The sequence below is a fragment of the Novosphingobium album (ex Hu et al. 2023) genome (genome assembly GCF_022832385.1).
Taxonomy (GTDB): Bacteria; Pseudomonadota; Alphaproteobacteria; order Sphingomonadales; family Sphingomonadaceae; genus Novosphingobium; species Novosphingobium album.
The window spans coordinates 43,266-67,922 of sequence record NZ_JALHLE010000013.1; the positions used below are offsets into that span (position 1 = coordinate 43,266).

The 24,657-nt window shown below is 63.8% G+C and carries 19 protein-coding genes; 7 read left to right on the forward strand and 12 right to left on the reverse strand.

Annotated elements, in window-relative coordinates; translation table 11 throughout:
• Positions 1-6: 6 nt before the first annotated feature.
• From glgX to MTR64_RS10265, 5 genes are read right to left on the reverse strand one after another with little or no spacing between them, the layout of a single operon-like run.
• Positions 7-1,827 carry a glycogen debranching protein GlgX gene (gene glgX / locus MTR64_RS10245; protein ID WP_243993461.1) on the reverse strand — a complete coding sequence of 607 codons (1,821 nt, stop codon included), beginning with the start codon at positions 1,825-1,827 and terminating at the stop codon, positions 7-9.
• A complete protein-coding gene (gene glgA / locus MTR64_RS10250) occupies positions 1,824-3,287 on the reverse strand; it encodes a glycogen synthase GlgA (RefSeq protein WP_243993463.1) in 1,464 nt (487 codons plus the stop codon). The genes glgX and glgA overlap by 4 nt, the downstream gene beginning before the upstream one ends.
• Positions 3,288-3,297: 10 nt before the next feature.
• Positions 3,298-4,560 carry a glucose-1-phosphate adenylyltransferase gene (glgC, locus tag MTR64_RS10255; RefSeq protein ID WP_243993466.1) on the reverse strand — a complete coding sequence of 421 codons (1,263 nt, stop codon included), beginning with the start codon at positions 4,558-4,560 and terminating at the stop codon, positions 3,298-3,300.
• A gap of 31 nt (positions 4,561-4,591) precedes the next feature.
• Positions 4,592-6,757 carry a 1,4-alpha-glucan branching protein GlgB gene (glgB, locus tag MTR64_RS10260; protein WP_243993468.1) on the reverse strand — a complete coding sequence of 722 codons (2,166 nt, stop codon included), beginning with the start codon at positions 6,755-6,757 and terminating at the stop codon, positions 4,592-4,594.
• Positions 6,754-9,183 carry a glycogen/starch/alpha-glucan phosphorylase gene (locus tag MTR64_RS10265; protein WP_243993469.1) on the reverse strand — a complete coding sequence of 810 codons (2,430 nt, stop codon included), beginning with the start codon at positions 9,181-9,183 and terminating at the stop codon, positions 6,754-6,756. The genes glgB and MTR64_RS10265 overlap by 4 nt, the downstream gene beginning before the upstream one ends.
• Before the next feature lie 317 nt (positions 9,184-9,500).
• Here MTR64_RS10265 and MTR64_RS10270 point away from each other — a divergent pair, with 317 nt between their 5' ends.
• Genes MTR64_RS10270 through MTR64_RS10285 form a run of 4 tightly spaced genes read left to right on the forward strand, consistent with a single transcriptional unit; the run spans position 9,501 to position 13,806 of the window.
• Entirely contained in the window at positions 9,501-10,235 is a 735-nt protein-coding gene (locus tag MTR64_RS10270) for an enoyl-CoA hydratase/isomerase family protein (RefSeq protein ID WP_243993471.1), read from the forward strand.
• An 18-nt stretch (positions 10,236-10,253) separates the two neighbouring features.
• Positions 10,254-10,679: a nuclear transport factor 2 family protein gene (locus MTR64_RS10275; RefSeq protein ID WP_243993473.1), complete on the forward strand. Its 426-nt coding sequence runs from the start codon at positions 10,254-10,256 to the stop codon at positions 10,677-10,679.
• A 59-nt stretch (positions 10,680-10,738) separates the two neighbouring features.
• Positions 10,739-12,016 carry a cation:proton antiporter gene (locus MTR64_RS10280; protein WP_243993475.1) on the forward strand — a complete coding sequence of 426 codons (1,278 nt, stop codon included), beginning with the start codon at positions 10,739-10,741 and terminating at the stop codon, positions 12,014-12,016.
• Entirely contained in the window at positions 12,013-13,806 is a 1,794-nt protein-coding gene (locus tag MTR64_RS10285; protein ID WP_243993477.1) for a DUF389 domain-containing protein, read from the forward strand. The genes MTR64_RS10280 and MTR64_RS10285 overlap by 4 nt, the downstream gene beginning before the upstream one ends.
• A gap of 48 nt (positions 13,807-13,854) precedes the next feature.
• Here the strand turns inward: MTR64_RS10285 and MTR64_RS10290 are convergent, their stop codons facing one another.
• Together MTR64_RS10290 and MTR64_RS10295 are read right to left on the reverse strand one after the other, a co-directional pair.
• Positions 13,855-14,577, reverse strand: a complete 723-nt coding sequence (locus tag MTR64_RS10290) for a 4-carboxy-4-hydroxy-2-oxoadipate aldolase/oxaloacetate decarboxylase (protein WP_243993479.1) — start codon at positions 14,575-14,577, stop codon at positions 13,855-13,857.
• The gene (locus tag MTR64_RS10295; RefSeq protein ID WP_243993481.1) at positions 14,574-15,530 is read right to left on the reverse strand and encodes a hydroxyacid dehydrogenase; all 957 of its coding nucleotides are present in this window, start codon (positions 15,528-15,530) and stop codon (positions 14,574-14,576) included. The genes MTR64_RS10290 and MTR64_RS10295 overlap by 4 nt, the downstream gene beginning before the upstream one ends.
• A 165-nt stretch (positions 15,531-15,695) precedes the next feature.
• Between MTR64_RS10295 and MTR64_RS10300 the strand changes: the two genes are divergently transcribed.
• The gene (locus tag MTR64_RS10300; RefSeq protein WP_243993483.1) at positions 15,696-16,637 is read left to right on the forward strand and encodes an SMP-30/gluconolactonase/LRE family protein; all 942 of its coding nucleotides are present in this window, start codon (positions 15,696-15,698) and stop codon (positions 16,635-16,637) included.
• Here MTR64_RS10300 and MTR64_RS10305 read toward each other — a convergent pair.
• The 3 genes from MTR64_RS10305 to MTR64_RS10315 form a co-directional block, all read right to left on the reverse strand.
• On the reverse strand, positions 16,634-17,053 hold the full coding sequence (locus MTR64_RS10305; RefSeq protein ID WP_243993485.1) for a GlcG/HbpS family heme-binding protein: 420 nt from the start codon (positions 17,051-17,053) through the stop codon (positions 16,634-16,636). The two genes, MTR64_RS10300 and MTR64_RS10305, sit on opposite strands and share 4 nt — an antisense overlap.
• Before the next feature lie 105 nt (positions 17,054-17,158).
• Complete coding sequence (locus MTR64_RS10310; RefSeq protein WP_243993486.1) at positions 17,159-17,869, reverse strand: GntR family transcriptional regulator; 711 nt, start codon at positions 17,867-17,869, stop codon at positions 17,159-17,161.
• Positions 17,870-17,983: 114 nt separating this feature from the next.
• Positions 17,984-19,339, reverse strand: coding sequence for a GntP family permease (locus tag MTR64_RS10315; protein ID WP_243993487.1), 1,356 nt, complete (start codon positions 19,337-19,339; stop codon positions 17,984-17,986).
• A gap of 194 nt (positions 19,340-19,533) precedes the next feature.
• Between MTR64_RS10315 and MTR64_RS10320 the strand changes: the two genes are divergently transcribed.
• Positions 19,534-20,820 carry an HD-GYP domain-containing protein gene (locus tag MTR64_RS10320; RefSeq protein ID WP_243993488.1) on the forward strand — a complete coding sequence of 429 codons (1,287 nt, stop codon included), beginning with the start codon at positions 19,534-19,536 and terminating at the stop codon, positions 20,818-20,820.
• A gap of 10 nt (positions 20,821-20,830) precedes the next feature.
• Here the strand turns inward: MTR64_RS10320 and MTR64_RS10325 are convergent, their stop codons facing one another.
• Positions 20,831-22,615 (reverse strand): SLC13 family permease, encoded by a 1,785-nt coding sequence (locus MTR64_RS10325; protein ID WP_243993489.1) that lies wholly within the window; start codon positions 22,613-22,615, stop codon positions 20,831-20,833.
• Positions 22,616-22,628: 13 nt separating this feature from the next.
• Positions 22,629-24,194 (reverse strand): carbon-nitrogen hydrolase family protein, encoded by a 1,566-nt coding sequence (locus MTR64_RS10330; RefSeq protein WP_243993490.1) that lies wholly within the window; start codon positions 24,192-24,194, stop codon positions 22,629-22,631.
• Between the two features lie 185 nt (positions 24,195-24,379).
• Between MTR64_RS10330 and MTR64_RS10335 the strand changes: the two genes are divergently transcribed.
• On the forward strand, positions 24,380-24,652 hold the full coding sequence (locus tag MTR64_RS10335; protein WP_243993491.1) for a hypothetical protein: 273 nt from the start codon (positions 24,380-24,382) through the stop codon (positions 24,650-24,652).
• Positions 24,653-24,657 lie beyond the last annotated feature (5 nt).

Genomic DNA, 24,657 nt, shown 5'->3' on the forward strand with positions numbered 1-24,657 from the left:
CGCAGCTCAGGCCGTAAAGTCGATGTCCACCAGATGTCGCGCGCGGCATATTTCGACGCGCAGTTCGCCTTCGCCCGTCCCTTCCTCCGGCTCGGCGTCGTAGATGAAGGAATGGCCGTTCATGTGCTCCCAGTCGGCAATGGTCATCAGATGCCCGCTCGCCGTCAGCCAGCGCACCTTGTCCGGAAAACGGGCAAAGGACCGCATACGCCCGTGCCGTTTTGCGGAAAGTCCGGCAACGTAGTCCTCAAGTTCCGTGTCGCGCGCGGTCCAGTCGACCCAACCGATCGGATTGTCCTGGCAATAGGCATTGTTGTTGCCCTGCTGGCTGCGGCCGAACTCGTCACCGGCCGTCAGCATGATCGTTCCGGTCGAAGCGAACAGCGTGCCGATCAGCGCCTTCAAGTCCGCCTTGCGTTCGGCTCTGACATGGGGATCGCTCGTGGCTCCCTCCACACCGTTGTTCCAGCTGTAGTTCTCGCCGTGACCGTCGCGGTTGTTCTCCCCGTTCGCCTCGTTGTGGCGATGCTCATAGGAAACGACGTCGGCCAACGTGAAACCATCGTGGGCCGCGATGAAATTGACCGAGCGGCAGTCCGAATGGGGCTGATGCGGGCCGAACACGTCGGAGGACCCGGCCAGCCGGGTCGCCAGTGTGCCAATGCCTTCCTCGCCTTTCCAGAAACGCCGCACATCGTCTCGGAACCGGTCGTTCCACTCAAGCCAGTGCAACGGGAAATTGCCGAGGTGATAGCCGCCCGGACCGATGTCCCAGGGCTCAGCAATCAGCACCCGGTCCGCCAGCAGCGGATCGGCCTCGATCTCGGCGAAGATGGGCGCGGCCGGATCGAAGCCGGGCCCGCGCGCCATGACCGGTGCCAGATCGAAGCGGAACCCGTCGATCCCGCAATGGGCCACGAAATGACGCATGGTATCGAGCGCCAGACGGCGCACTGCCGGATTGGCGAAATCAAGCGTGTTGCCGCAACCGGTATCGTTGATCAGCGTGCCATCGGGCGCATGGGCATAGGCCGAGTTGTCGAGCCCGCGCAACGACAGCACCCCGCCACCGGTATCGCTTTCGCCCGAGTGGTTGAAGACCACGTCCAGCAGCACGCCGATCCCCTCAGCATGAAGCGCAGCAACCGTTTCACGCAGTTCCCTGACGCCGCCCGGGCACAGGCCGGGATCGAGTGCCATCATCGCCACCGGATTGTAGCCCCAGGCATTGACGAGACCTAGCGGCGGCAAGTGGCGCTCATCGATCCATGCGATAATCGGCATCAGTTCGACGGCATTGACGCTGAGCTTCTTCAAATGCGCGAGAACTGCGGGATGTGCCAGTGCGGCAACGGTGCCGCGCACATGCTCTGGCACCTCCGGATGCCGGATGGTGAAGCCGCGCACGTTGAGTTCATAAACCAGCCCGCCGCGGGCAAAGCACGGCTGTTCCTTGGGCAATGGCAGAGACGGTGCGGGTACGATCGCGCGCGGCACGATATCGGCAGTGTCCTGGCCATAGATACCGAGCCGCGGATTCTGCGTGAAACGCCGGTCGAGCTCGACCGCATAGGGATCAACCAGAAGCTTCGCAGGATCGAACCAGTGCTTGCGCGTCGGCGACCATTCACCCGAAGCCCGGTAGCCGTAGCGGGTTCCGGCAAGATTGCCCGGCAATTCGATTTCCCACTCGGGACCGGCCCGCTGCATGACATGGCGCGTCTCCACGCCATCAGAGAAAAGGCACAGCCACACGGCATCGGCCTGCGGCGCGCGCACGGCAAAACGCGTGGCATGCGCGCCAACAACGGCACCCAGTTCCCTCATGCAATCAGCGATCCATAAAGGTCCGCGTAGGCCTTGCCACTGCGAGCCCAGGAGAAATCGCATGTCATGGCGTTCTTCTGGATGTGCTCCCAGGTCCCGGTCTCATGGAACAGGTCGACGGTGCGCGTAAGCGCCGCGGCCAGGCTGTCGTAGTTGACGCCGTCGAACTGAACTCCGGTCGCGCAGCCGGCAGCCAGCGCTGCCGGATTCGCGTCGATCACCGTGTCGGCCAGCCCTCCGGTGCGGGCCACCACAGGCAGACAGCCATAAGCCAGCCCATAAAGCTGCGTCAGCCCGCAAGGCTCGAAGCGCGAGGGTACGAGGATGGCATCGCCACCGCCCAGCATCCGGTGGGAAAGGTCCTCGTCATAACCGATACGGATGCCGATGCGGCCGGGATGCCGCGCCGCGCCCTTCAGCAATTGCTGCTCGATCTGCGCATCGCCCGACCCGAGCAGCGCCAGCCGGCCTCCGATGCCCGCCAAATGGTCGAGCACTTCGGGCAGCACGTCCATTCCCTTCTGCCAGGTCAGGCGCGAGACGGCGATGAACAGCGGTCCCGCAGCCTCGTCGAGACCGAATTCGGTCTCCAGCGCGCGCTTGTTGGCTGTTCGCTTTTCGAGCCTGTGGTGGTTGTAAGACGCCGCCAGCGCCAGGTCTTTCGCCGGGTTCCAAAGGCTGGTGTCGATCCCGTTGAGGATGCCCGAAACGGCATTGCCGCGGGCAACGATCAACCCTTCCAGCCCCATGCCGAACGTGGCGGAACGAATCTCGCGCGCATATGTCGGACTGACCGTTGTCACAGCATCGGCGCAGGCCAGCCCGGCCTTCAGCATGCCTAGCCCGCCGTGATATTCCACGCCGTCCATCGTCCAGGCCTCCGATGGCAGGCCCAGCTGCGGGAAGACCTCCGCACCGAACCAGCCCTGGAACGCCATGTTGTGGATGGTCATGACCGATGGCACCCGCTCATCCTTGCCGAAAGGGGCGAAGCGCAGATAGGACGCTGTCATCGCCGCCTGCCAGTCGTGCGCGTGGACAAGATCGAAACGCTGCGGTTTGCCGCGTTTGACCATGGCGCCGCCTGCGATGTCCGCCGCCGCACGGCCCAGTGCGGCAAAGCGGCGCCAGTTGTCGCCCCAGTCGCGCCCGGTGGTATCGGTGTAGGGAGCCCCTTCGCGCGCATAGAGCACAGGCGCATCAAGCACGAGCAAAGGAAGGGTTCCATCGAGCTTGCCCGCGAGCAGGCGCGCCGGTGTGCCCAGCAACGAATCCCAGACATGAACTGCCCTCGCCCGCTTCAGCGTCTGCATGACGGACGGATAGCCGGGCAGCAGTGTGGTTGTTTCCACGCCGTGGGGCGCAAGTGCGGCAGGCAAGGCCCCTGCGACATCAGCCAGCCCACCGGTCTTTACCAGCGGTACGGCCTCGGAAGCGACGGACAGGACTTTCAGCGGCATCAGCGCGGGATCACAGCTCCAGCCGGTCGATCATCGGCTTGGTTATCAGGCACACCCCGTTTTCGGTACGGCGAAAACGGCGCCCGTCAAGTTCCGGATCCTCCCCGACGACAAGCCCTTCGGGAATCCGCACGCCGGAATCGATCACGACACGGCTCAGCCGGGCATGGCGGCCGATGTTGCAATAGGGCAGGACCACCGCCTCGTTCACACTGGACCAGCTGCCCATCTTGACCCCGGTGAACAGCAACGAGCGGCGCGCCAGCGCACCCGAGACGATGCAGTCCTGACTGATCAGAGATGAGATCGCCTCGCCGCGCCGCCCTTCCTCGTCGTGCACGAACTTGGCCGGCGCAGCGACGATCGTGTCAGTCCATATCGGCCAGTCGCGGTCGTACAGGTTCAGCTTTGGCACCGTGTCGGTAAGGTCGATGTTGGCCTCAAAGTAGGCGTCCACCGTGCCGACGTCACGCCAGTATTCCTCTATCTCCTCGGCAGCGCGGATGCACGAATGGGTAAAGCGATGCGCCTGCGCCTTTCCGTGCCTGACGATATGCGGGATGATGTCGCCACCAAAATCGCGCTTCGAATGGGGATCCGCAGCATCGCGGCGCAATTCCTCGAACAGGAACTTCGTCTCGAACACATAGATGCCCATGGAAGCCAGCGCGTGATCCGGGTCGCCGGGAATGCAAGGCGGATCAGCCGGCTTTTCGAGGAACGACGTAATGACGTCGTCCTTGTCGACGTGCATCACGCCGAACGCCGTTGCATCCATGCGCGGCACGACGAGGCAGCCCACAGTCACGTCCGCGCCCGAATTGACGTGCTGCTGCAGCATCAGTTCGTAGTCCATCTTGTAGATGTGATCGCCCGCCAGAATCACCATGTACTTCGGGCTGTGCGCCTCGATGATGTCGATGTTCTGGTAGACCGCATCGGCGGTCCCTTCGTACCACAGCATTTCGGAAATGCGCTGGCTGGCGGGCAGGATATCGAAACTTTCGTTACGCTCGGGTCGCATGAAGTTCCAGGCCCGGTTCATGTGCCGGATGAGGCTATGCGCCTTGTACTGCGTGGCAACACCGATGCGGCGGATGCCGGAATTGATCGCGTTGGACAGGGCAAAGTCGATGATCCGGCTCATGCCGCCGAAATAGACCGCCGGCTTGGCGCGGTTGTCGGTCAGCTCCTTGAGGCGGCTCCCTCGCCCCCCGGCCAGAACATAGGCCATGGCGTCGCGGGCGAGCGGCTGTCCGGTCGGCGTCCTCATCTTACGTCTCTTTCTCCTTTCAGGCCGCGTGTCAGCCTGCGTATTCCAGCATGATTGTCGCCAATGGCGGCAAAGTGACAGTGGCATGCCCGTCCCCGGCCGCGACCTGCCCCATATTGCCCTTGCCCGAACCACCGTAGTGAAGAGAATCGCTGTTCAGCACCTCGTTCCATTTGCCCGCCAGCGGCAGGGGCACACGGTAGCCGGTTCTCAGGGCCGGAGTCATGTTGGCGATCACCGCGATGGGGGGCGCGTCCGGCGCCTTGCGCAACCAGGCGAACACCGAATTTTCAGCATCATCCACGACCAGCCATTCGAAGCCGTCCGCCTCGCAATCGCCGGCGTGGAGCGCGGGCTTGGCGCGGTAGAGCCGGTTGAGGTCCTTCACCAGGTTGCGCACGCCCTCATGCGCGGGCGCATCGCACAAATGCCAGTCGAGCGCGCGCTCCTCGCTCCATTCGCGGCGCTGGGCGAACTCCTGCCCCATGAACAGCAGCTTCTTGCCCGGGTATCCCCACATCAGCGCAAAATAGGCGCGCAGGTTCGCGAACTGCTGCCAGTCGTCCCCGCTCATCTTGCCAAGCAGCGAGCCCTTGCCATGCACGACCTCGTCGTGACTGAGCGGCAGCACGAAGTTTTCCGAGAAGGCATACATCAACCCGAAGGTGATGTCGTTGTGGTGATAGCGCCGGTGCACGGGATCACGACTCATGTAGCGCAGCGTGTCGTGCATGAAGCCCATGTTCCACTTGAACCCGAAGCCAAGCGCCGAACGCCCGCCCCGTTCATCTGCAGGCCGGGTCACGCCGGGCCAGGCGGTGGATTCCTCTGCGAAAGTGATAAAGCCCGGATGCTGGCCATAGACCGCGCGGTTGGTGGCGCGCAGGAAATCGACCGCTTCCCAGTTCTCGCGCCCGCCCTGCTGGTTGGGGATCCATTCCCCTTCCTTGCGCGAATAGTCGCGATAGAGCATCGAGGCGACGGCATCGACGCGCAACCCGTCGACGTGATAGCGTTCGGCCCAGAACAGCGCATTGTTGACGAGGAAGCTCGACACCTCGCGCCGTCCGAAATTGTAGATCAGAGTATTCCAGTCCGGCTGGTAGCCCAGCTTCGGGTCCGCGTGCTCGTAGAGCGCCGTCCCGTCGAAACGAACCAGACCGTGTTCGTCCGTCGGGAAATGGGCAGGCACCCAGTCGAGGATCACGCCGATCCCGGCGCGGTGCGCGCCATCGACAAAGCGCGCGAAGCCTGCCGGTTCGCCGAAACGCGCCGTCGGGGCATAAAGGCCGGTGGTCTGGTAGCCCCACGAGGGATCGTAGGGATGCTCGCTGATCGGCAGGAACTCGATGTGGGTGAAGCCCATTTCGACCACATAGGGGATCAGCCGGTCAGCCAGTTCATCCCACTGCAGGAACCAGTTCCAGCGATCACGCTGCCAGGACCCGGCATGGACCTCGTAAATGGAGACCGGCACCTTGCGTGAGTCGACCGAGGCCCAGTGTGCCCGGTGCTCCGCGTCCCCCCAGTCGAACTTGGCGGGAACTGCCGTCATCGAGGCGTTGTTGGGGCGGATTTCCGACATAAAGGCAAAAGGGTCGGCCTTGAGCGGCTGCACCGCCCCGTCGGCACCGACGATATGATATTTGTAGGCCCGGTAGTCCGCTATGTCGGGAACGAAGATTTCCCACACGCCGATGTCCCTGCGGTTGCGCATGACATGGCGCTTCGGGTCCCAGTCGTTGAAATCGCCGACAACGCTCACCCGCTGTGCATTGGGCGCCCAGACCGCGAAATGCACGCCCGCGCAGCCTTCATGCTCGATCAGGTGGGCCCCCAGCTTGTCGAACAGGCGAAAATGCGTGCCCTGCGCAATCAGCAGGTCGTCTACCGGCCCCAGCACCGGCCCGAAGGTATAGGGATCGGTCACCAGCCAGTCATGCCCGTGCGCGGAACAGCGGTAGCGGATCGGCTGCGGTCTGACGCCCAGATGCCCTTCGAACAGGTACCGCTCGTCGACCTTTCCAAGCGTGCCGAGGCTGCGTCCGTCGAGGCTGAACGCCTCCACTTCCTCTGCACCCGGCAGGATCGCCCGGGCAAACGTGCCGTCAGGTCCTGAATAGGTGCCGAGAAGCGCAAACGGATCTGCGTGAGTGCCTTGCAACAGGGATTCGATGGCGCTTTCAGCTGGCTTCACAGGACCTTCCAGATATCCCTCGCATATTCACCGATGGTACGGTCGGACGAAAACCAGCCGACATTGGCAATATTGCGGATGGCTGCAGCACGCCAGTGGGCGGTGTCTTCCCAGCGCGCATCGACCGAACGTTGCGCGGCCGCATAGCTGTCAAAATCGGCCGCGCACATAAACCAGTCGTTGTCGTAGATGCCGCCGATCAGACCGGCGTAGCGATTGCGGTCATCGGGCGAGAACACACCGGACGCGATCGCCGAAAGTGCTTGCCCCAGTTCACGCGAGCCTTCGATGATCTCGCGCGGGTTGTAGCCGCTGGCCCGCTTGTGGGCGACTTCCTCTGCGGTCAGGCCGAAGATCACGATGTTCTCGTTACCCACGTGATCCTTGATCTCCACGTTGGCGCCATCGAGCGTACCGATGGTCAGCGCTCCGTTCAGCGCGAACTTCATGTTGCCGGTGCCCGAGGCTTCCATGCCTGCCGTCGAGATCTGCTCCGAAAGGTCAGCCGCCGGAATGATCCTTTCAGCGTAACTGACGTTGTAATTGGGCACGAAGACAACCTTGAGCAGCCCGCCAACCGAAGGATCGCTGTTGACCCTTCTGGCAATGTCGTTCGCCAGTTTGATGACGAGCTTGGCATTGTGATAGCTCGGCGCCGCCTTGCCGCCGAAAATCTTCACGCGCGGCACCCAGTCCCGCTCCGGGTGGCTGCGGATCTGGTCATAGAGCGCCACGGTCTCGATCAGGTTGAGAAGCTGCCGCTTGTATTCGTGGATGCGCTTGATCTGCACGTCGAACAGGGCGTCGGGATCGAGCCGGATGCCCATGGTCTTCTTGATGTAGTCGGCCAGTGCCACCTTGTTGGCGCGCTTGACCTCGTGCACCCGTTCACCCAGCGCGGCATCGTCTGCCAAGGCATTTAAATCGGTGAGCTTTTCCGCATCGTCAAGGAAGGCATCGCCGATTGCATCGCGGATGACCTTGGTCAGGCCCGGATTGCACTGCTGCAGCCAACGGCGCGGCGTGACGCCATTGGTCTTGTTGTTGATCCGCGTGGGATAGAGCGCATGGAGATCGGCGAAGACCGTCTCTTTCATCAGGTCGGTGTGCAACGCCGCCACGCCGTTCACCGAATGAGCGCCCACGAATGCCAGATTGGCCATGCGCACGCGGCGCTCCCCACCCTCGTCGATCAGCGAGATCGCGGCGATCTGCTCATCGGTGCAACCGGCCTTGCGCGCTTCGCGAAGGATACGGCTGTTGATCGCATAGATAATCTGCATGTGGCGCGGCAGCAGCCGTTCGAACAGCGGCAGCGGCCAGGTCTCGAGCGCTTCGGGCAGAAGGGTGTGGTTGGTATAGCTGACCGTTTGCTTGCAGATTTCCCAGGCCTCGTTGAATTCGAGGCCGTGGGCGTCCACCAGCATGCGCATCAGTTCGGCCACCGCGACCGATGGGTGCGTGTCGTTGAGCTGGATCGCAGCCTTTTCCGGCAGCGTGCGGATATCACCTTCGTACTGGACGTGGCGCCGCACGATGTCCTGGATCGACGCGGCGGTGAAGAAATATTCCTGCCGCAGCCGCAGTTCCTGCCCGGCAGGGCTGGAATCCGCGGGATAAAGGACGCGCACAAGGCTGTCCGCCCGCACCTGTTCCTCCAGCGCGCCAACGTGATCGCCGGCATTGAAAGCATCGAGGCGGATGGGGTCGAGCGGACTGGCCGTCCACAGGCGCAAGGTGTTTACCCGCTTCCCGCGCCAGCCGACGACCGGGGTATCGACCGCGGTCGCATCGACTTCTTCGGCAGGGCTCCAGATCACCCCATCACCTTCGGCTTCGACCGAGCCGCCAAAACCAACGCGGTAGGTGCTTTCGACGCGTTCGAATTCCCAGGGATTGCCGTGCGCCAGCCAGGTCTCGGGCAGTTCCACCTGCCAGCCATCGTCGATGCGCTGGCGGAACATACCGTTCACGTAGCGGATCCCATAACCGTAGGCCGGAATGTCGAGCGTCGCGAGGCTTTCCATGAAGCAGGCGGCAAGGCGGCCCAGGCCACCATTGCCCAGCGCGGCATCCGGCTCCAGTTCCTCGATCGCCGCAAGGTCCAGCCCATGGGCCGCCAGCGCCTTTTCCATCTCGCGGGTCATGCCCATGTTGGACAGCGCATCGCGCAGAAGCCGCCCGATCAGGAACTCCATCGAGAGGTAATAGACGCGCTTGCCACCCTCGTCGTACGTGCGCCGGGTGGAGGCGATCCAGCGGTCGATGATCTGATCGCGCAGCGCATAGATCGAGGCGGTGTACCAGTCATGCTGCTTGGCAGCCCGTTCATCCTTGCCCACACGGTGACGCAGGACACGGACGATATGCTGATCGAATTCGGACGGAGCAGAGACCTTCGGTGAGGAGACGGGATCGGTAGCCACGAAAGCACTCCTTGACAGACCGCCCCGATGACCTGTCGCAGGCCCCGCATGCGGCACCGGTTATCGCCTTAGCGGGGGCGACATCCCGCTCTCTTCCCAATCTTCTGAACCATGGCTAGCACAGGCCCGGATCGCGGCAAGACTGATTGTGCTGCGCCGCAAAAAATATTCGCTGCTGCGGTCAAGTCTTCGAGGCTCGCGTTTCGGCAAACTGCTGTAAAACCCGTCGGCGGATGAAGGCGTTTTTCTTGCGGCAACGGGCCTTGCAGGCCCTGCCGGATAGGGTACGCCTGACAAGACAGGTGAGGAGGACAGCCATGAGCACACGCATCCGGCGAGAGGACAATGGCGGATTGTGCACGCTGACGCTGGACCGCGCGGACAAGCTCAACGCGCTCGACACCCGGACATTCGAAGAACTCGACGCCCTATGCGCCTCGCTCGAGCAGGAAACGGACCGCACCGGCTGCGTCATCCTGAAGGCGAACGGCCGGGCGTTTTGTGCCGGAGCCGACATTACCGGGATCGACGCCGGTTTTACCGATAGCCGCTTCAAGCCCGGCGTCATCGCCCGCCTCGCCTGCCTGCCACAGCCGGTGATCGCGGCGATCCACGGCGTATGCTTCACCGGCGGGCTGGAACTGGCGTTGGCGGCCGACGTGATCATTGCCGCGCGCTCGGCGCGATTTGCAGACACCCACGGCAAGTGGGGCCTCGTCGGCGCCTGGGGCATGACCCAGCGCCTGCCCCGCCGCGTGGGCATGAGCCAGGCGAAGCGCATGATGTTCTCCGCGCAGCCTGTCGACGCTGTGGAGGCCCGCGATCTTGGCCTTGTCGACATACTGGCCGACGACGATGCGCTCGACGCCACCGTGGGCGAATTCACATCGCAGGCTCTTTCCAATTCCTGGCACACCAATTTCGAGACCAAGAAACTGCTGGCCGCCACCGAGGGGATGAGCCTCGAGGCCGGGCTCGCCTGGGAGTTCGAGCACTACCCCGGCTTCGCGCCCGACCACGCCGAGCGGCTGGCACGATTTGCTAGGAAATAAAATAAGGGAGAGAAATCGATGACTGAAAGCAACAAGGACGTCGCGCTGGCCTTCATCACGGCCATGGACAAGGGCGACACGGAAGCCGCGGCGCGCTGCCTCGATCCGGAAGCGGTCACGATCGCCAAGGGCTTCGGCAAGCTCTCGGGCGAACGCCGCTATGGCACCATTGTCGGGACCATCGGCGCCTTCCGCGAACTGATGCCCGAGGGCATGAATCCCGTAATCCACTCTGTGACGTCGGAGAACGACCGCGTGGTGGTGGAATTCGAAGGCAATGCCGTGCTGGCCAATGGCACGCCCTATTGCAACCAGTACTGCATGGTCTTCACCCTGCGCGAAGGACGGATCGTCAGCGTCAACGAATACTACTGCACGATCCTCGCCGATGCGGCGATCGGACCGCTGCTGGAAGCCCGCGCCGAGGCGCTTCCCTGGAGTTAGATCCTGACACTTCCCGAGAAAGCTAGGAAATCGGAACCGGTGCCGCTAAGCATCGGCTCATGCATGACCTGACAGCGTTCGACGCGGCCGCCATCCTCATCGTGCTTGCCGCCGGTCTCGGCTATCTCAACCACCGTGTGCTCGGGTTGCCATCGACAGTCGGCCTGACCGTGATGGGCACGCTCGCCTCGCTCATGGTGGTGGCCTACGACCGGCTGGTGCCCTCCAGCACGCTGGCAGAGCAACTGGGCGGGTTTCTCGCCGACGTCGATTTCTCGACGACGCTGATGGAAGGGATGCTCTCGTTCCTGCTTTTCGCCGGCGCCATGCACGTGAACTGGGCCGACATGCGCAAGGGGCGCTGGCCAATCCTGGTCTTCAGCACGGTGGGCGTTCTGCTTTCCACCGCGATCGTCGGCTTCGCCTTTCAATTCCTGACCCGCGCGCTCGGAGTCGAGATTCCGCTGATCTGGTGCCTCGTGTTCGGCGCCCTTATCAGCCCGACCGATCCGGTCTCGGTGATGGCGGTGATGAAGCGGGCAGCGATGCCCGATACGCTGCAGGCGACGGTCGCGGGCGAGAGCCTGTTCAACGACGGCATCGGTGTCGTCGTCTTCACCATCCTGATTGCCATCGCCACCGGTACAGAGACCTTCAGCTGGTCTTTCGCCGTCAGCCACTTCCTGCAGGAGGCGCTGGGCGGCGCCGCGCTGGGTCTGGCGGTGGGCTGGATCGGCTATGTAGCCATGAAATCGATCGACGAATACATCATCGAGGTCATGATCAGCCTTGCCGTGGTGATGGGCGGGTACAGTCTGGCCATGGGCCTGCACGTCAGCGGCCCGGTTGCCATGGCGGTTGCCGGCCTCATCATCGGCAATGCCGGGATCGCCCACGCCATGAGCGACGTGACGCGCGATCATGTCATCAAGTTCTGGGCGCTGATCGACGAAATCCTGAACGCCGTGCTGTTCCTGCTGATCGGCCTTGAAGTGATCGCGCTGGAATTCAAGCCTGGCTACATCGCGGCAGGCGCAGGCGCGATCCTGATCGTGCTGGCCGCGCGCATGATCTCGGTCGGGGTTCCGCTGGTGGCGATGACACGGATCATCAACATGGGACCGATGGCCATTCCGACGCTGGTCTGGGGTGGATTGCGCGGCGGCATCTCCGTCGCGCTGGCCCTTGCCCTGCCCGCATCCGACATCCGCACCGAGCTGCTGGTGGCGACTTATATCGTGGTGATCTTCGCCGTGGTGGTTCAGGGCGGCTCGATCGGCTGGCTGATCCGCCGCATGAAGGACAAGTTTGCACCGGAACTGGAGTTGAACGCGTGAGCGATGCGCCCCCCTCCCCCGATCCCGGCGCGGAGCCCGACGCAGCCGGCGATGCAGTACCACCGCCCCCCGCCAATCTTGCGGCCAAGATCGATGCGATGTGGCACCGCCGCCCGATCTGGGTCCGCCGCGCCCAGGCCCTTTTCCACCTCATGCGCATTCGCTTCGCCCACGCCGTCCTGCTTCCCGAGCTGACGCCGGATCAGGCGTATGACCTGCGCCAGACGGTGCGCAGGGACGGGCAACTGACCAATGGCTATATCCTGATGTGTGCGCTCGCCGCCGGGATCGCCATGCTCGGCCTGCTGCAGTCCTCCACTGCGGTGGTCATCGGCGCGATGCTCGTCTCGCCACTGATGAGCCCGATCGCCGCCATGGGATTCGGCTTCGCCTCGCTCGACGGCCACCGCATCCGCGACGCGGTGAAGGTCGTCGCGATTGGCGCATTGATCGGCATCGCTACCGGCATGCTGCTCACCTGGCTCTCGCCGATCCGCAACGCCACGCCGGAAATTCTCGCCCGCACCGAGCCCAACCTGCTGGACCTTGCCATTGCGCTGTTCTCAGGCCTTGCCGGCGGCTATTCGACCGTCATCGGCAAAGGCGGCACCGCCATTGGCGTGGCCATCGCCACCGCCCTGATGCCGCCGCTCACGGTGATCGGATACGGCATCGGCGTGTTCCAGCCGATGTTCGCGATGGGCGCGCTGCTGCTGTTCCTTACCAACCTTGCCGCGATCACCTTCGCCTTTGCGCTGGTGGCGCGCCTGTCCGGCGCCGCCCGCCCGCTCGGCAAAGTGGAATGGACACCGCGCTACGTGGCGATCCTGATCGCTGCGTTTCTCGCGCTGGCGACACCACTGTCGATGACGCTGATGAAGCTCTCGAACGAAGCCCGCATCCGCATCGCCGCGCGCAGCGCGATCGCGGAAGCCTGCGGCAAGCAAGGCGTCACCATCGCGCAGCTCGACGTCAAGACCGGGATGTTCAGCCTGCCCACGGTCGATGCGCTTGTCATTGCCCCCAGCTACACGACCAACGCAGCCAAGCAGGCCGAAGCGCTGCTCCGGCAAAGCCTCGGCGAAGAGGTCACCATCAATCTGCAGCAGGTGCTCGCCGCCGACGTGCAGGCCCAGACCCGCGCGATGGTGGACGCCGCCATGGAACGGACCACGGCCGGCATCGCCGCTGATGTCCCCCCGTTCAAGACGATTCGCGAAGCCGTGGGCCTGCCAACCCGCTCGCTCTGGAGCGACCGGGCCCAGCGCATGGTCTATGTCGATCCCGTGCCCGCGCCCGGCTGGACGCTGAACGACTACCGCATCGTCGAAAGCCAGGCCAGCAAGGGCATAACCGGTTGGACCGTGCGGATCGTGCCACCTCCCCAGCCCAACCTGACCGTGCTCCTTGCCAGGGCCACACCGGCCGAAGGCGAAGCCGTCGCCCCGCCGCCGCCCAATGCCATTCGCACCGATCTGGCACTATGGGCGCTGGCCCGCTGGGGAATCAGCAAAGTGACGATCTCCGGCGCAGACCCCGCCTATGTGGGCAGCCTTACCAAGCTGCTTTCGGATGCCGGCATCGAAGCGCGCGTCATCGCACCACCGCAAAGCGAAGCGGACGAGAATGACGGCAGCGATCTCACGCCCGAACCCGCGCCTGTCGCCACGATCGGCGTCTATGCCCAGAGCCCGTCGCAGATCGCGGCCGCACAAGCAGCGAAAGCTGCTGAGGAAAAGGCCGCAGCAGAACAAGCCGCCGCCCAAGCGGCAGAGGCGCAGCGGGAGTAACGAACCGGGACTGCTCGCAGCGGGCAGCCCCGGTCCGCTGCATGGACATTAGCGGTCCTCCTCCCAGGTGCAGTCCTTGATCTCGATGCCGAGGTCCTCAATCACGGCGCGCATGCCGAGCACGTCGAACAGGACCTCGCCTTCCTCGATGCGGCGGCGGAATTCGACTTCCTTGGCCGCGCGAGTCTCTGCATTGGTGACGGCCATTTCCAGCAGGGCCTGCGGGATCACCAGCACACCATCGCTGTCGCCCACGATCACGTCGCCCGGTTCCACCAGCACGTTGTCAATCACCACCGGTACGTTAACGGCGGCAGGGCCGCGCTTCTTGGGGTGCTCAACCGAGACGGCGGTGGACCAGACCGGGTAACCCAGCGCGCGGATCGCATCGACATCGCGCGTGGCGCCATGGACGACGGTGCCGACGAGGCCCTTCTTCTTCGCAAAGGTGCAGGCGACATCGCCCCACAGCGCACCCTGATGGCCGCCGCCATTGGTCAGCACCAGCACGTCGCCCGCCTGCGCGGTGTAAAGCGCGGCATGGATGGCGAGGTTGTCTCCGGGGAAGTTCCACGCGGTCACGGCGGGCCCGCAGACTTTCTGGCCCGGCGCGATCGGCACCATCGACGGGCTCATCAGGCACATACGCCCGGCGATTTCACCCAGCCCTTCATGCAGGTCAGCAATGCCGAACTTCGCGGCACGCGCGATCAGCGCCGGGTCGGAACGGGGAATGCGGCTGTAGACGACGGACTTCACAGGGGGAGTCATGAAAAGACCTCCGGATTGAGCAGGGTAGCAGGGCGTTCGCCCCGGCTGACGGCTTCGATTACCGCCGCAACGTTGAGTGCCATGTCCTTCATGCCCGCCTCGGTCACCCCGGCGACGTGGGGCGAGAGCAGGCAGTTGGGCAGGCCGAACAGCGGATGATTGGAGGGCGGCGGCTCGGCGTCGAACACGTCGATCCCGGCGCCGGCGATCTGTCCGCTGCGCAGCGCCTCGGCCAGCGCCGCCTCGTTGATAATGCCGCCGCGCGAACAGTTCACGAGGATCGCGTGCGGCCGCATCATGCCGAGTTCGACAGTGTCGATCAGGTTGCGCGTACCCTCGGTCAGCGGGGTATGGATCGAAATCACGTCGCGCGCGAGCACACCAGCAAGGTCCGTAGGCTCGGCGCACGCCGCCCGGATGTCCTCGTCCGGCACCATCGGATCATAGGCCGCGACTTCCGCCCCGAACCCCGCACCGCAGATCCGGGCGACCACGCGGGCAATACGGCCGAAGCCGATCAGGCCCACTTTCGTACCAGTCAGATCGCCAAGCCGGATGCCCCAGCGCTCGTCCCAGCGGTTCTCGCGGACCAGAGCATCCATGTCGCGCGAACGCCGAAGCAGCGCCAGCATCATCGAGACGGCACCTTCTGCCACTGCGGTGGAATTGTTGCCGCCCGGCGTGTTGGCCACCATCACGCCCTGCGCCGTGGCGGCGGGAATGGCGATGTTATCGACCCCGGCGCCGTGCTTCACGATGGCCTTGAGGCGCGGCATAGCGCCGAAAATGTCCGGCCCGAGCGGGCTGGTGCGGATGACGATCACACTGGTTTCGGCAAGGCGCGGATCGTCCCGCCAGCCCTCCCCGGCAATCACGTCATGCCCGGCGGCGATGCGCTCGACACCGGCGGAATGGATCGGATCGATGATGCATACGAGTTCACGCGAACTCACCGGCCTAACTCCCCATTGGCGCCATTTTGTATACGATCAGGCGATGTCTTTCGCTTTTCTCCGTGAAAGGTCTTTTCGCCGTGGTCAACTCATAATAGGGCTTTCCCGCACAAACATGTATCCGATCCGGGCGCTTGCCGTCCGGGCGATCGGCCTGAGGAGAGAATGATGTTCGCCGCCCCGCCCGCCGTCATGGCCGAAGTCTTCTGCCGCATCCCCGACAAATTCCGCCGCTTCGGCGAGACGACCGAATGGGCGCAGGTCCAGCTTCATGGCGCCGCCGCACCGGTGTTCCTCGAAGGCCCGGTGTTCGATGCCGAAGGCAACCTGTGGGTGACGGACATTCCCTGGGGCCGCCTGTTCAGGATTGCACCCGACGGCACGTGCGAGGTCGGCTTCGAATACGATGGCCAGCCCAACGGCATGAAATTCCTGGCCGACGGTCGTCTGCTGGTCGCGGACCACCACAAGGGCATGGTTATCTGCGACCCTGCTACCGGCAAGAGCGAGCCGTGGTTCGACCGCTACCTGCTCGAACCGTTCCTGGGCTGCAACGACCTCACCATCGCGAAGAATGGCGACATCTGGTTCACCGATCAGGGGCAATCCGGCTGGCACAACCCTAACGGCCGCCTGTTCCGCGTGCGCGCCGGGACCGGACGGCTGGAACTGATGCTGGACAAGATCCCCAGCCCCAATGGCCTCGTGCTCAACAAGGCCGAGACCGCGCTCTACCTCGCCGTCACGCGCGCCAACGCGGTGTGGCGCTGCCCGCTCGTCAATGCCAATGGAGATGAAGGGGCCGAGGTGATCAGCAAGGTCGGCACTTATATCCAGATGTCAGGCGGCTCGGGGCCGGATGGCCTGACGATCGACGCCAACGACAATCTTGTCGTCTGCCATGTCGGCTTCGGCGCCGTCTGGCTGTTCTCAGACCGGGGTGAGCCGATGCTGCGGATCGACGTGCCCGAGGGCCGCTACACGACCAACGCCGCCTATGGCGGGCCGGACAACCGCTGGCTCTACTTCACCGAATCGAGCACGGGCACCGTCTACCGCGTGGAAATGCCGGTGCCGGGCCGCGAGATCTTTCCGGCGGGCGTTTAGCCCGCGACGAACCCGGCCGCCGCGATCCCGGCGAACGCTGCTTCCTCGTCCTTGTCGGACAGGTCTCCGCTGACACCCACGGCGCCGAGCAGCGTTCCGGCGGCGTCGCGAATCAGCACGCCGCCCGCCGCCGGGATCAGCTTTCCGTTCCATGCCGCCGAGAGCGCCGCCATGAACTGCGGGCGGTCGGCAGCCATGTCGCCAAGCTTGCGGCTCGACATTCCCATGGCCAGTGCCCCGGCCGCCTTGCCCCCCGCGATGTCCGGACGGCCATAACCCGAGCCATCCTCACGCTCCATCGCGACAAGATGGCCGCCGGCATCGAGCACGACGACAGTCAGCGGATTGAGCCCCATCTCGCGCCCCTTGGCACGGGTAGCGGCTATGAGCGTGCGGGCCTGTTCGAGAGCAATCATGGCAAGATCCTGTTCCGGCAGATACGAAAGACGTTCCGCGCCTAGCCGCTCTCTCCAGCCACCATCAAGCCAAAAATGTATACAGGACAGGAGCCCTCAATTGGGTTACTTCGCGGCCGCGCGCCGCTTCGGCCCCGTGCCTTCAGGAGCCTCGCTCAGCAAGTGGCCATGGCGGACAAGACCCGTGCGAGTCCGCCGGATATGCATGACCAGCGCCGCCTGCGCGGTTTCCACCTCGCGTTTGGCAATCGCATCGAACAGCAAACGGTGTTCAATATCGTGGGTGCGGCCGCCATCACCAGTGCCCAAGCCCATGGCCAGCTTCATGTAGGCGCGGCGGTAGCTCTGCGTGGTGTCCCACACCCGTTCGACGATCTGCGCGAGCAAGGGCGTGTTGTGGCGGCGATAGCTGATCCAGTGAAACTCGCGGCCAAGCGCAATTGCTTCATCGACATCGGTCACGCCTTCGTTGCGCTCCATCACCGCTCGCAGATCGGCAATGTCCTCGTCGGTGAGATTGGGGACACTGTCGGCCAGCAACAGCGGTTCGATGCGTTCACGAATCTCGTAGGATACTTCCAGATCGCGTCGCGTCAGGCTGGCAACGCGCGCGCCGGCATTGGCGCGCATGGTCACCAGACCGCGCGCTTCCAGCATGCGCAGCGCGTCACGCACGGGGATACGGCTGGTTTCGAGTTCTTCCGCCAGTTCGTCCTGCTTGATGCGCGCGCCCGGCGCGAGATCGCCTGCGAGAATCCTCTCGGCGAGGATATCAGCCACCCTCTGACTGGCGACGATCGACTGGTCTTTGTGCATGCGTAATCCCGGCTGTGGTATACGATCGCCCATAGCGCCTTTAACCGGCAAGACCAATTCACAATGGCTGGAACACTATAGCCGTTACCGCAAATTGATCGCGCCCAGCCGCGCTCAAGCCAAGGAAAACAGACCTATAGCCACAGCCAGACCAAGAAGCGGCACAAGCACGGTGAGCACGCCTACGGCGGGGTAGGCGTCGTGGTGAGTCTCACCGCAGATCGCGCGGATCGTGGTGACGACGTATCCATTGTGCGGAAGACTATCGAGCGCGCCCGAGGCAATGGCCACTGTGCGGTGCAAGTCCGCCGGGTTAGCGCCCATATGCAGATAGACCGGCGCCAGCAGCGGCAGGGCGATACTCTGACCACCCGATGCCGACCCGGTCAGGCCCGCAATCACGGTCACCGCCACGGCAGCGCCGATCAGCGGATCACCGGGGATGTGCTGGACGGCATCGAGCGCCATGTGGAAAGCAGGGGACAGCGAAGCCACCGCACCAAATCCAACCACGGCACAGGTATTGGTGATCGCTACCACGGCGCCCGTCGCTCCACGCGAGAAGGCGGCGGGCATTGTCCCTCGCGAGCGAAGGCCGATCAGCACGGCAATAGCTGTGCCCGCTCCCAGTGCCATCACCAGCGCCCATTTGCCCAGCGACTGCGCGGGCAGCAGCGCCGAAAGAAACCCTATCGCCTGCGGGTACTGGAACAGCATGAACACCGCGAGCACTGCAGCCAGCGGAAGCAGGCACAGCAGCGGATGCGGCAAATGCCGGTTACCATCGCGGATATCGTCATTGGGTCGCCCCTCGAATCGCTCGCCCCGGGCCACCGCGCGCTTCACCATGCGGTCGAGCAGGAAATAGCCCAGCCCCGCCATCAGCACTGCGACCACCAGACTGACCTGCCAGCCGGCGTAGGCGTCGGTCCCCAGATACTGCATCGGGATCAGGTTCTGGATCTCGGGCGAGCCCGCACTGGTCATCGTGAAAGTCACCGAGCCGAAGCACAGCGCGCCCGGAATGAACCGGCGCGGCAGGTCCGCCTCGCGAAACAGGTGCACCGCAAGCGGATAGACCGCGAAGCCGACGATGAAGACCGAAACGCCTCCATAGGTGAGCACCGCGCAGGCCGCGACCACGGCCAGCACGGCATGGCGGATGCCGATCTTGCGCACTACCCACTGCGCCACGCTCGCCGCCGCACCGCTCGCGCCCATGACTTCGCCGAAGATGGCACCGAGCAGGAACATCAGGAACCAGTCACCGAAGAAGCCGGTGAAGCCCTTCATATAGGCCGTCGCGAAATCGGGCCCGCCCTCGGCCGCGAGCGGCGGCAGCCAAGCGATGCCGCTGGTAAGAGCAACAACGGCCGCCGCAATCGGCCCGGCCAACAGGATATTGACGCCCCTGACGGTCATCCAGATCAGCAGGATCAGGGCTCCTGCAAGACCGATGGCACTGATCAAGGGTTCTCTCCTCCGATTTTCCGTTCTACCGCCTGCGGTTGTGGCAAACCGGACGCAGGGTTGTCCATGCATCAAATTCACAGGCCACTTATGTAGTTGTACGATTCGTTAACACGCTGTTTTCCAAAGCCGTACCGACTCCATTTAGCAGCCAGCCCGTATCGCCCGAGATCTGACAAAACCTTGGCGGTCGCATGGCACTCAAACAGATTTCCACGTCTCAGGTCGAAATGGGCATGTTCGTTCACAGCTTTCAGGGAAGCTGGCTGAACCACCCGTTCTGGAAAGCGCGGTTCCTCATCGAGGATGAAGACCGGCTTGAAGCCGTCCGCCAGAGCGCACTTGATGGCGTGGTGATTGATACCGATCGCGGAGCCGACCTGCCGCGGCAGGACGAAGCTCCTGCCGCACGCGGCCCGGTGCTCCATTCGGCGCTGAAGGCGCGCAATCTGCGCATGTCCAGCCCCGCCCCGCAAGCTGCGGCGCCCACACCGATCCGCGCGCCGGTTCCCCGCATCGCCAAGGTGGGGGTAGCGCGCGAGTTCGGCAACGCCCGCCGGGTCGCCGGCCAGGCCCGCAAGGTCATTTCCAAGGTGTTCATCGAAGCCCGCCTCGGCAACGCGCCGCGCGTGGCCGAAGTCACGCCGGTCGTCGAGGACATCTACGCCTCGATCGAGCGCAACCCTTACGCCTTTTCCGGACTGATGCGCTGCAAGTCCGAAATCGAAACGATCTACCAGCACATGCTGTCGGTCAGCGCGCTGATGGTATCGCTTGCCCGCCAGCTGGGACTGTCCGCGCAACAGACGCACACCGCTGGCATGGCCGGACTTCTGCTGGACGTCGGGATGAGCCGTCTCGAGATCGACCCTACAGCGCTGACAGGTGGCCTCGGGGATATCGACGAGGACTTGTGGCACCGCCACTGCTATGTCGGACGCGACCTGCTGGCCGCTGCCGAGGGCGTACCGGATGAAGTCCTGCAGGCGGTCGCCCGCCATCACGAGCAGATGGACGGCGCGGGGTTCCCGCAAGCCCTCGCCGGCCGCGAAATCGACCTGATTTCGCGCATGGCCGCAATCTGCGACCGCTACGACCTTCTGGTTTCGGGCGCCGCCACCGGAACGGCCATGGATCCTGCCGAAGCCATGCACGTGATGATGGGGCAGAGCGCCGCCTTCGACGGCGAAATCCTCGCCCGCTTCCAGGAAGCGCTCGGCGTCTATCCGGTGGGCTCGTTCGTCCGCCTCCGCTCCGACCGGATTGCCATGGTCATCGATCAGGACCCATCCGAACCGGCGCTGCCAACTGTCCGCGCGTTCTATTCACTCGCCACCGGCAAGCATGTGAAGGCAAAGGTGATCGAGCTCGCGAACTGCTTTGGCGAAGACGCCATCGCAGGTATCGCCGACCTTTCCGAACTCGGCCTGCCGTCGGCAGAGGAACTGCGCGAACAACTGTTTACCGTTGGCGCGAAGTAGGCAACCCGGGCTAGATTCCGTACCAGAACACCAGTGAGGCCGAGAGCGTGGCGACCATGATCGCCACCAGCGGGATGCCCGAGCGCAAGTAGTCGGCAAACCTGTAGTCGCCTTCGGCCAGGATCATCATGTTGGTCTGGTAGGCGACCGGGGTCGCGTAGCACAAGTTGCAGCCGAACAGGACGGCCAGCACCAGCGGTTCGGCGGGTAGTCCCAGCTTTTCCGCGATGTTGAAGGCAATTGGCGTACCCACTGCCGCCGCGGCCGAGTTGGACGCGAAATTGGTGAGCGTGGTCACGAAGATCATGATCGCGGCCAGCACGCCCGCGGGCGGCAGGAATTGCAGCACCGAGGCAAGAAGACCGCCCAGCCAGGCCGCCGCACCCGATACCAGCATGAACTTTCCCAGCGCGATCGAGGCGGCGACGAGCACGATCACCTGCCCCGAGAGCGCCCGCCCGGCCCGCTCGAACCGCACGCAGCCCGTCGCGAACATCAGGATCGCGCCTGCCAGCGCCGATATCGCGATCGGCACCATGCCCAGCGATGCCAGGCCAACCGATCCCAGCATGATCGCCAGCGCCACCGGCGCCTTGCCCGAGCGCGCGATTTCCTGACCGCCTTCCAGCTGCAGCAACCCGTCCGCCTCGCGAAAGCGCTGCAGGTCCTCGGGCATCCCCATGACGAGCAGCACGTCGCCTTCCTTCATCGGGGCGTCGGGGGTGTTCTGCCTTGTATCGCGCAGCGGCTGGCGGACATGATGGATGCCCAGCATGGCGACCCCCTCGAAACCAGCGGTCTTGGGCGTCAGACCGATCAGGCGGCTGTCAGGCGCGACGATCATCTCGGCAACCATCAGATCCTTGCCAGAACGCCCGGATTCTGTGCGGATCTTCTCGACCAGCCAGTGCGGCGCCAGCGTGCCGGACAGCTTGCGCGCGGCTTCCTGCAGGCCTTCGAAGGTGCCGGTTGCCAGCATCCGGCGATGTACGTGGCCGCCGGTCGAGGGCGGCAGCCAGGCCTCGACCCCTTCGGGCAGGCGGCCACGTGCCTCCTCGATCGTCTTGCCGCGTACCGGCGAATCCGCCGCAATGCGCAACTTGGCCAGGAAGCGGCGGCTCTGCGAGGCCACGGCGCGCGTATTGTCCGGCAACAGGCGCGGCATGACGAGCCACATATAGGGCAGTGCCGGCAGGATCGCGATGAGCACGATCGGCGTGAACTCGAAGACATGGAACTGCCGCATGCCGAGATCGCTGGCGATCGAGACAACGAGCAGGTTGGTGGAGGTACCAATGGTAGTCGACATGCCGCCGATCAGGATTGCGGCATTGACCGGGATCAGCGTCTTTGAGGCAGGCAGGCCTCCCTGCGAAGCCATCTGCACCAGGATCGGGATCATCAGCACGAGCACCGGTGTGTCGTTGATGACCATGCTGAGCAACAGGCATACGATCAGCGTTACCAGCATCGCGACGGCCTTGTTGTGACGCCACATCTGCGCCAGCAGCCGCGCCGCCGGATCGAGTGCGCCGGTAACCACCATGCCGCGACCAAGGATCATCAACGAGCAGATGGTGACGAGCGCATAGTGCCCGAACCCCTCGAACGCGAGCTGGAGCCCGGCGTACTTGTCCTGCCCCGGCATCGGCAGAACGTATAGCAGCAGCGCGATCGAACCGATCGTCAGCAGCGACACGATCTCGACCCGCAACCGGCCGTTCATGAAGCCGTAGAACATGACCAGCGCGATGAGGATGGCGCTGGCGGCGTGAAGGTCTGGAAGCAGATGCATCGTTTTTCCGCGCTCAGCCCTGCGCCTGCGTCCATTCGACGCGGTAGAGATCGAACCGGCGGTCCTTGAGGTTCTGAACCGCGCCCGACTGGCGCGCGGTCAGCAGTGCGTCGAGGCTGAGATCGGCAATGGCGATGGTTTCCGTGTTGGGCGCCGTATCGGCTGCTACACCGTCACGCGAGAACGGGAAATCCGAAGGCGTCAGGATCGCACTTTCAGCGTAGTGCACGTCCATGTTCTCGACGTTCGGCAAATTGCCGACAACGCCTGACGTCACGACATAGCACTGGTTCTCCACCGCGCGCGCCTGACAGCAATAGCGCACCCGCAGGTAACCGCGCCGCTCATCGGTGCAGAACGGCACGAACATCAGCAACGCACCCTGGTTGACGAGGTGGCGCGCGAGTTCGGGGAACTCGCTGTCATAACAGATCATCACCCCGATCGGGCCGCAGTCGGTAGGGATCACATTGGCGCCATAACCGCCCTTGATATTCCACCAGCGCCGCTCGGAGGGCGTGGGGTGCAGCTTCTGCGTCTCGTGAACGGAACCATCACGCAGGAAGGTGTAGGCGATGTTGCGAATCTCGCTCTTGCCATGCCCCAGCTTGACCTGCGTCGGATGCGAGCCGCCGATAATGTTGATGTTGTAGCTGACCGCCATCTTCTGCATGAATTCGACGAACCGGCCGGTGTATTCCGCGATTTTCTCGATTGCCTTTGACGGTTCGAGCTTCTTCTCCTCGATTGAAAGCAGTTCCAGCGTGAACAGTTCGGGGAACACCACGAAATCGCTCTCGTAGTCGGCGGCGACATCGACCCAGTATTCCACCTGTTCCTCAAACTGGTCGATCGTCTCGATCTTGCGCATCATGAACTGCACAGTGGCAACGCGCACGTTCGACGGCACGCGCTCCTTAAGCCCCGGAATGGCCTTGCCGGTATCGCGTGGGGCGAGCGGGTTGGTCCAGTACATGATGACGGCGTTGCCGCCGCTTTCCTTGTCGTTCGGCAGATAGTCGGGAAGGATGCCGCGCGCCTCGTAACCCTGGCTCATCTGGAAATTGATGACCTGATCGCGCAGCTTCTTGTCCTTTACCGCCTGCAGGTAGTCGGCCGGGTTGGGATATGTCCGCTTGCGGCGGTAGTAGCCGGGCATGCGGCCGGCAAAGGCAATGCCCTTCAATTCGAAGTACTGGCACAGCTCCTTGCGCTTACGGTAGAGCCGCTGGCCGATGCGCAGGCGGCGGAAATCAGGATCAACGCTGACTTCGAAGCCATAGAGCACGTCGCCATCCTCGGCCGGCGGCCGGCCATAGCCTCCGTTGCTGATCTCTTCCCAGGTATGCGGCTTGAAGGCGAGATCGGCGGTGACAATCATCGTCGCGCAGTGACCGACGACCTTGCCTTCGTACTCGGCGACAAACTGACCTTCGGGAAAATTGATCACCTGACCCCGGATTTCGGCGCGCGTGAAGGCATCCGCCTTGCCATAAACCTTGACCGAGAGACGGGCGATGGCCGGAGCATCGTCAACGGTGGCCTGACGGATGATGAGTTTGGCTTTGGTCTGATCCATGGCCGTTCTCATACGCGCAAGGTTTCACATGGTTCCAGTGCGGAATGCCACATCGGCCCCGCTGGCGGTCCGTTAGACGAAAAATACCGCACGCCGGGACGACATGGATCAAAGAATCTTTTCCCAAACACGGGAAAGATTCAGCAGCCCGGCCGTTGTCCTTGGCAAGGAAGGAGTTTTTTCGGATGAGCACAGTCCTGTTCGCCCTTGCCCTGTTCGGTTGTTCGGACAATGCGACCGCTTGCCGCCGCCTCGATGTCCCGGTACAGACCTACAGCAGCCGCGCGGAATGCACGGCGCAACTGGAAGATGCGCTCGGCAGCGAAGCGGCGATGCGCGCCGATGCTCCTACGGTCTACGCGCAGTGCCTATCCAGCCGCCAGCTGACCGTACTAGGGAAGGGAACCGTGGACCTGACTCGCGTAAACGGTCTCCAGTTCGCCTCTGCCGTGGACTGACAGCC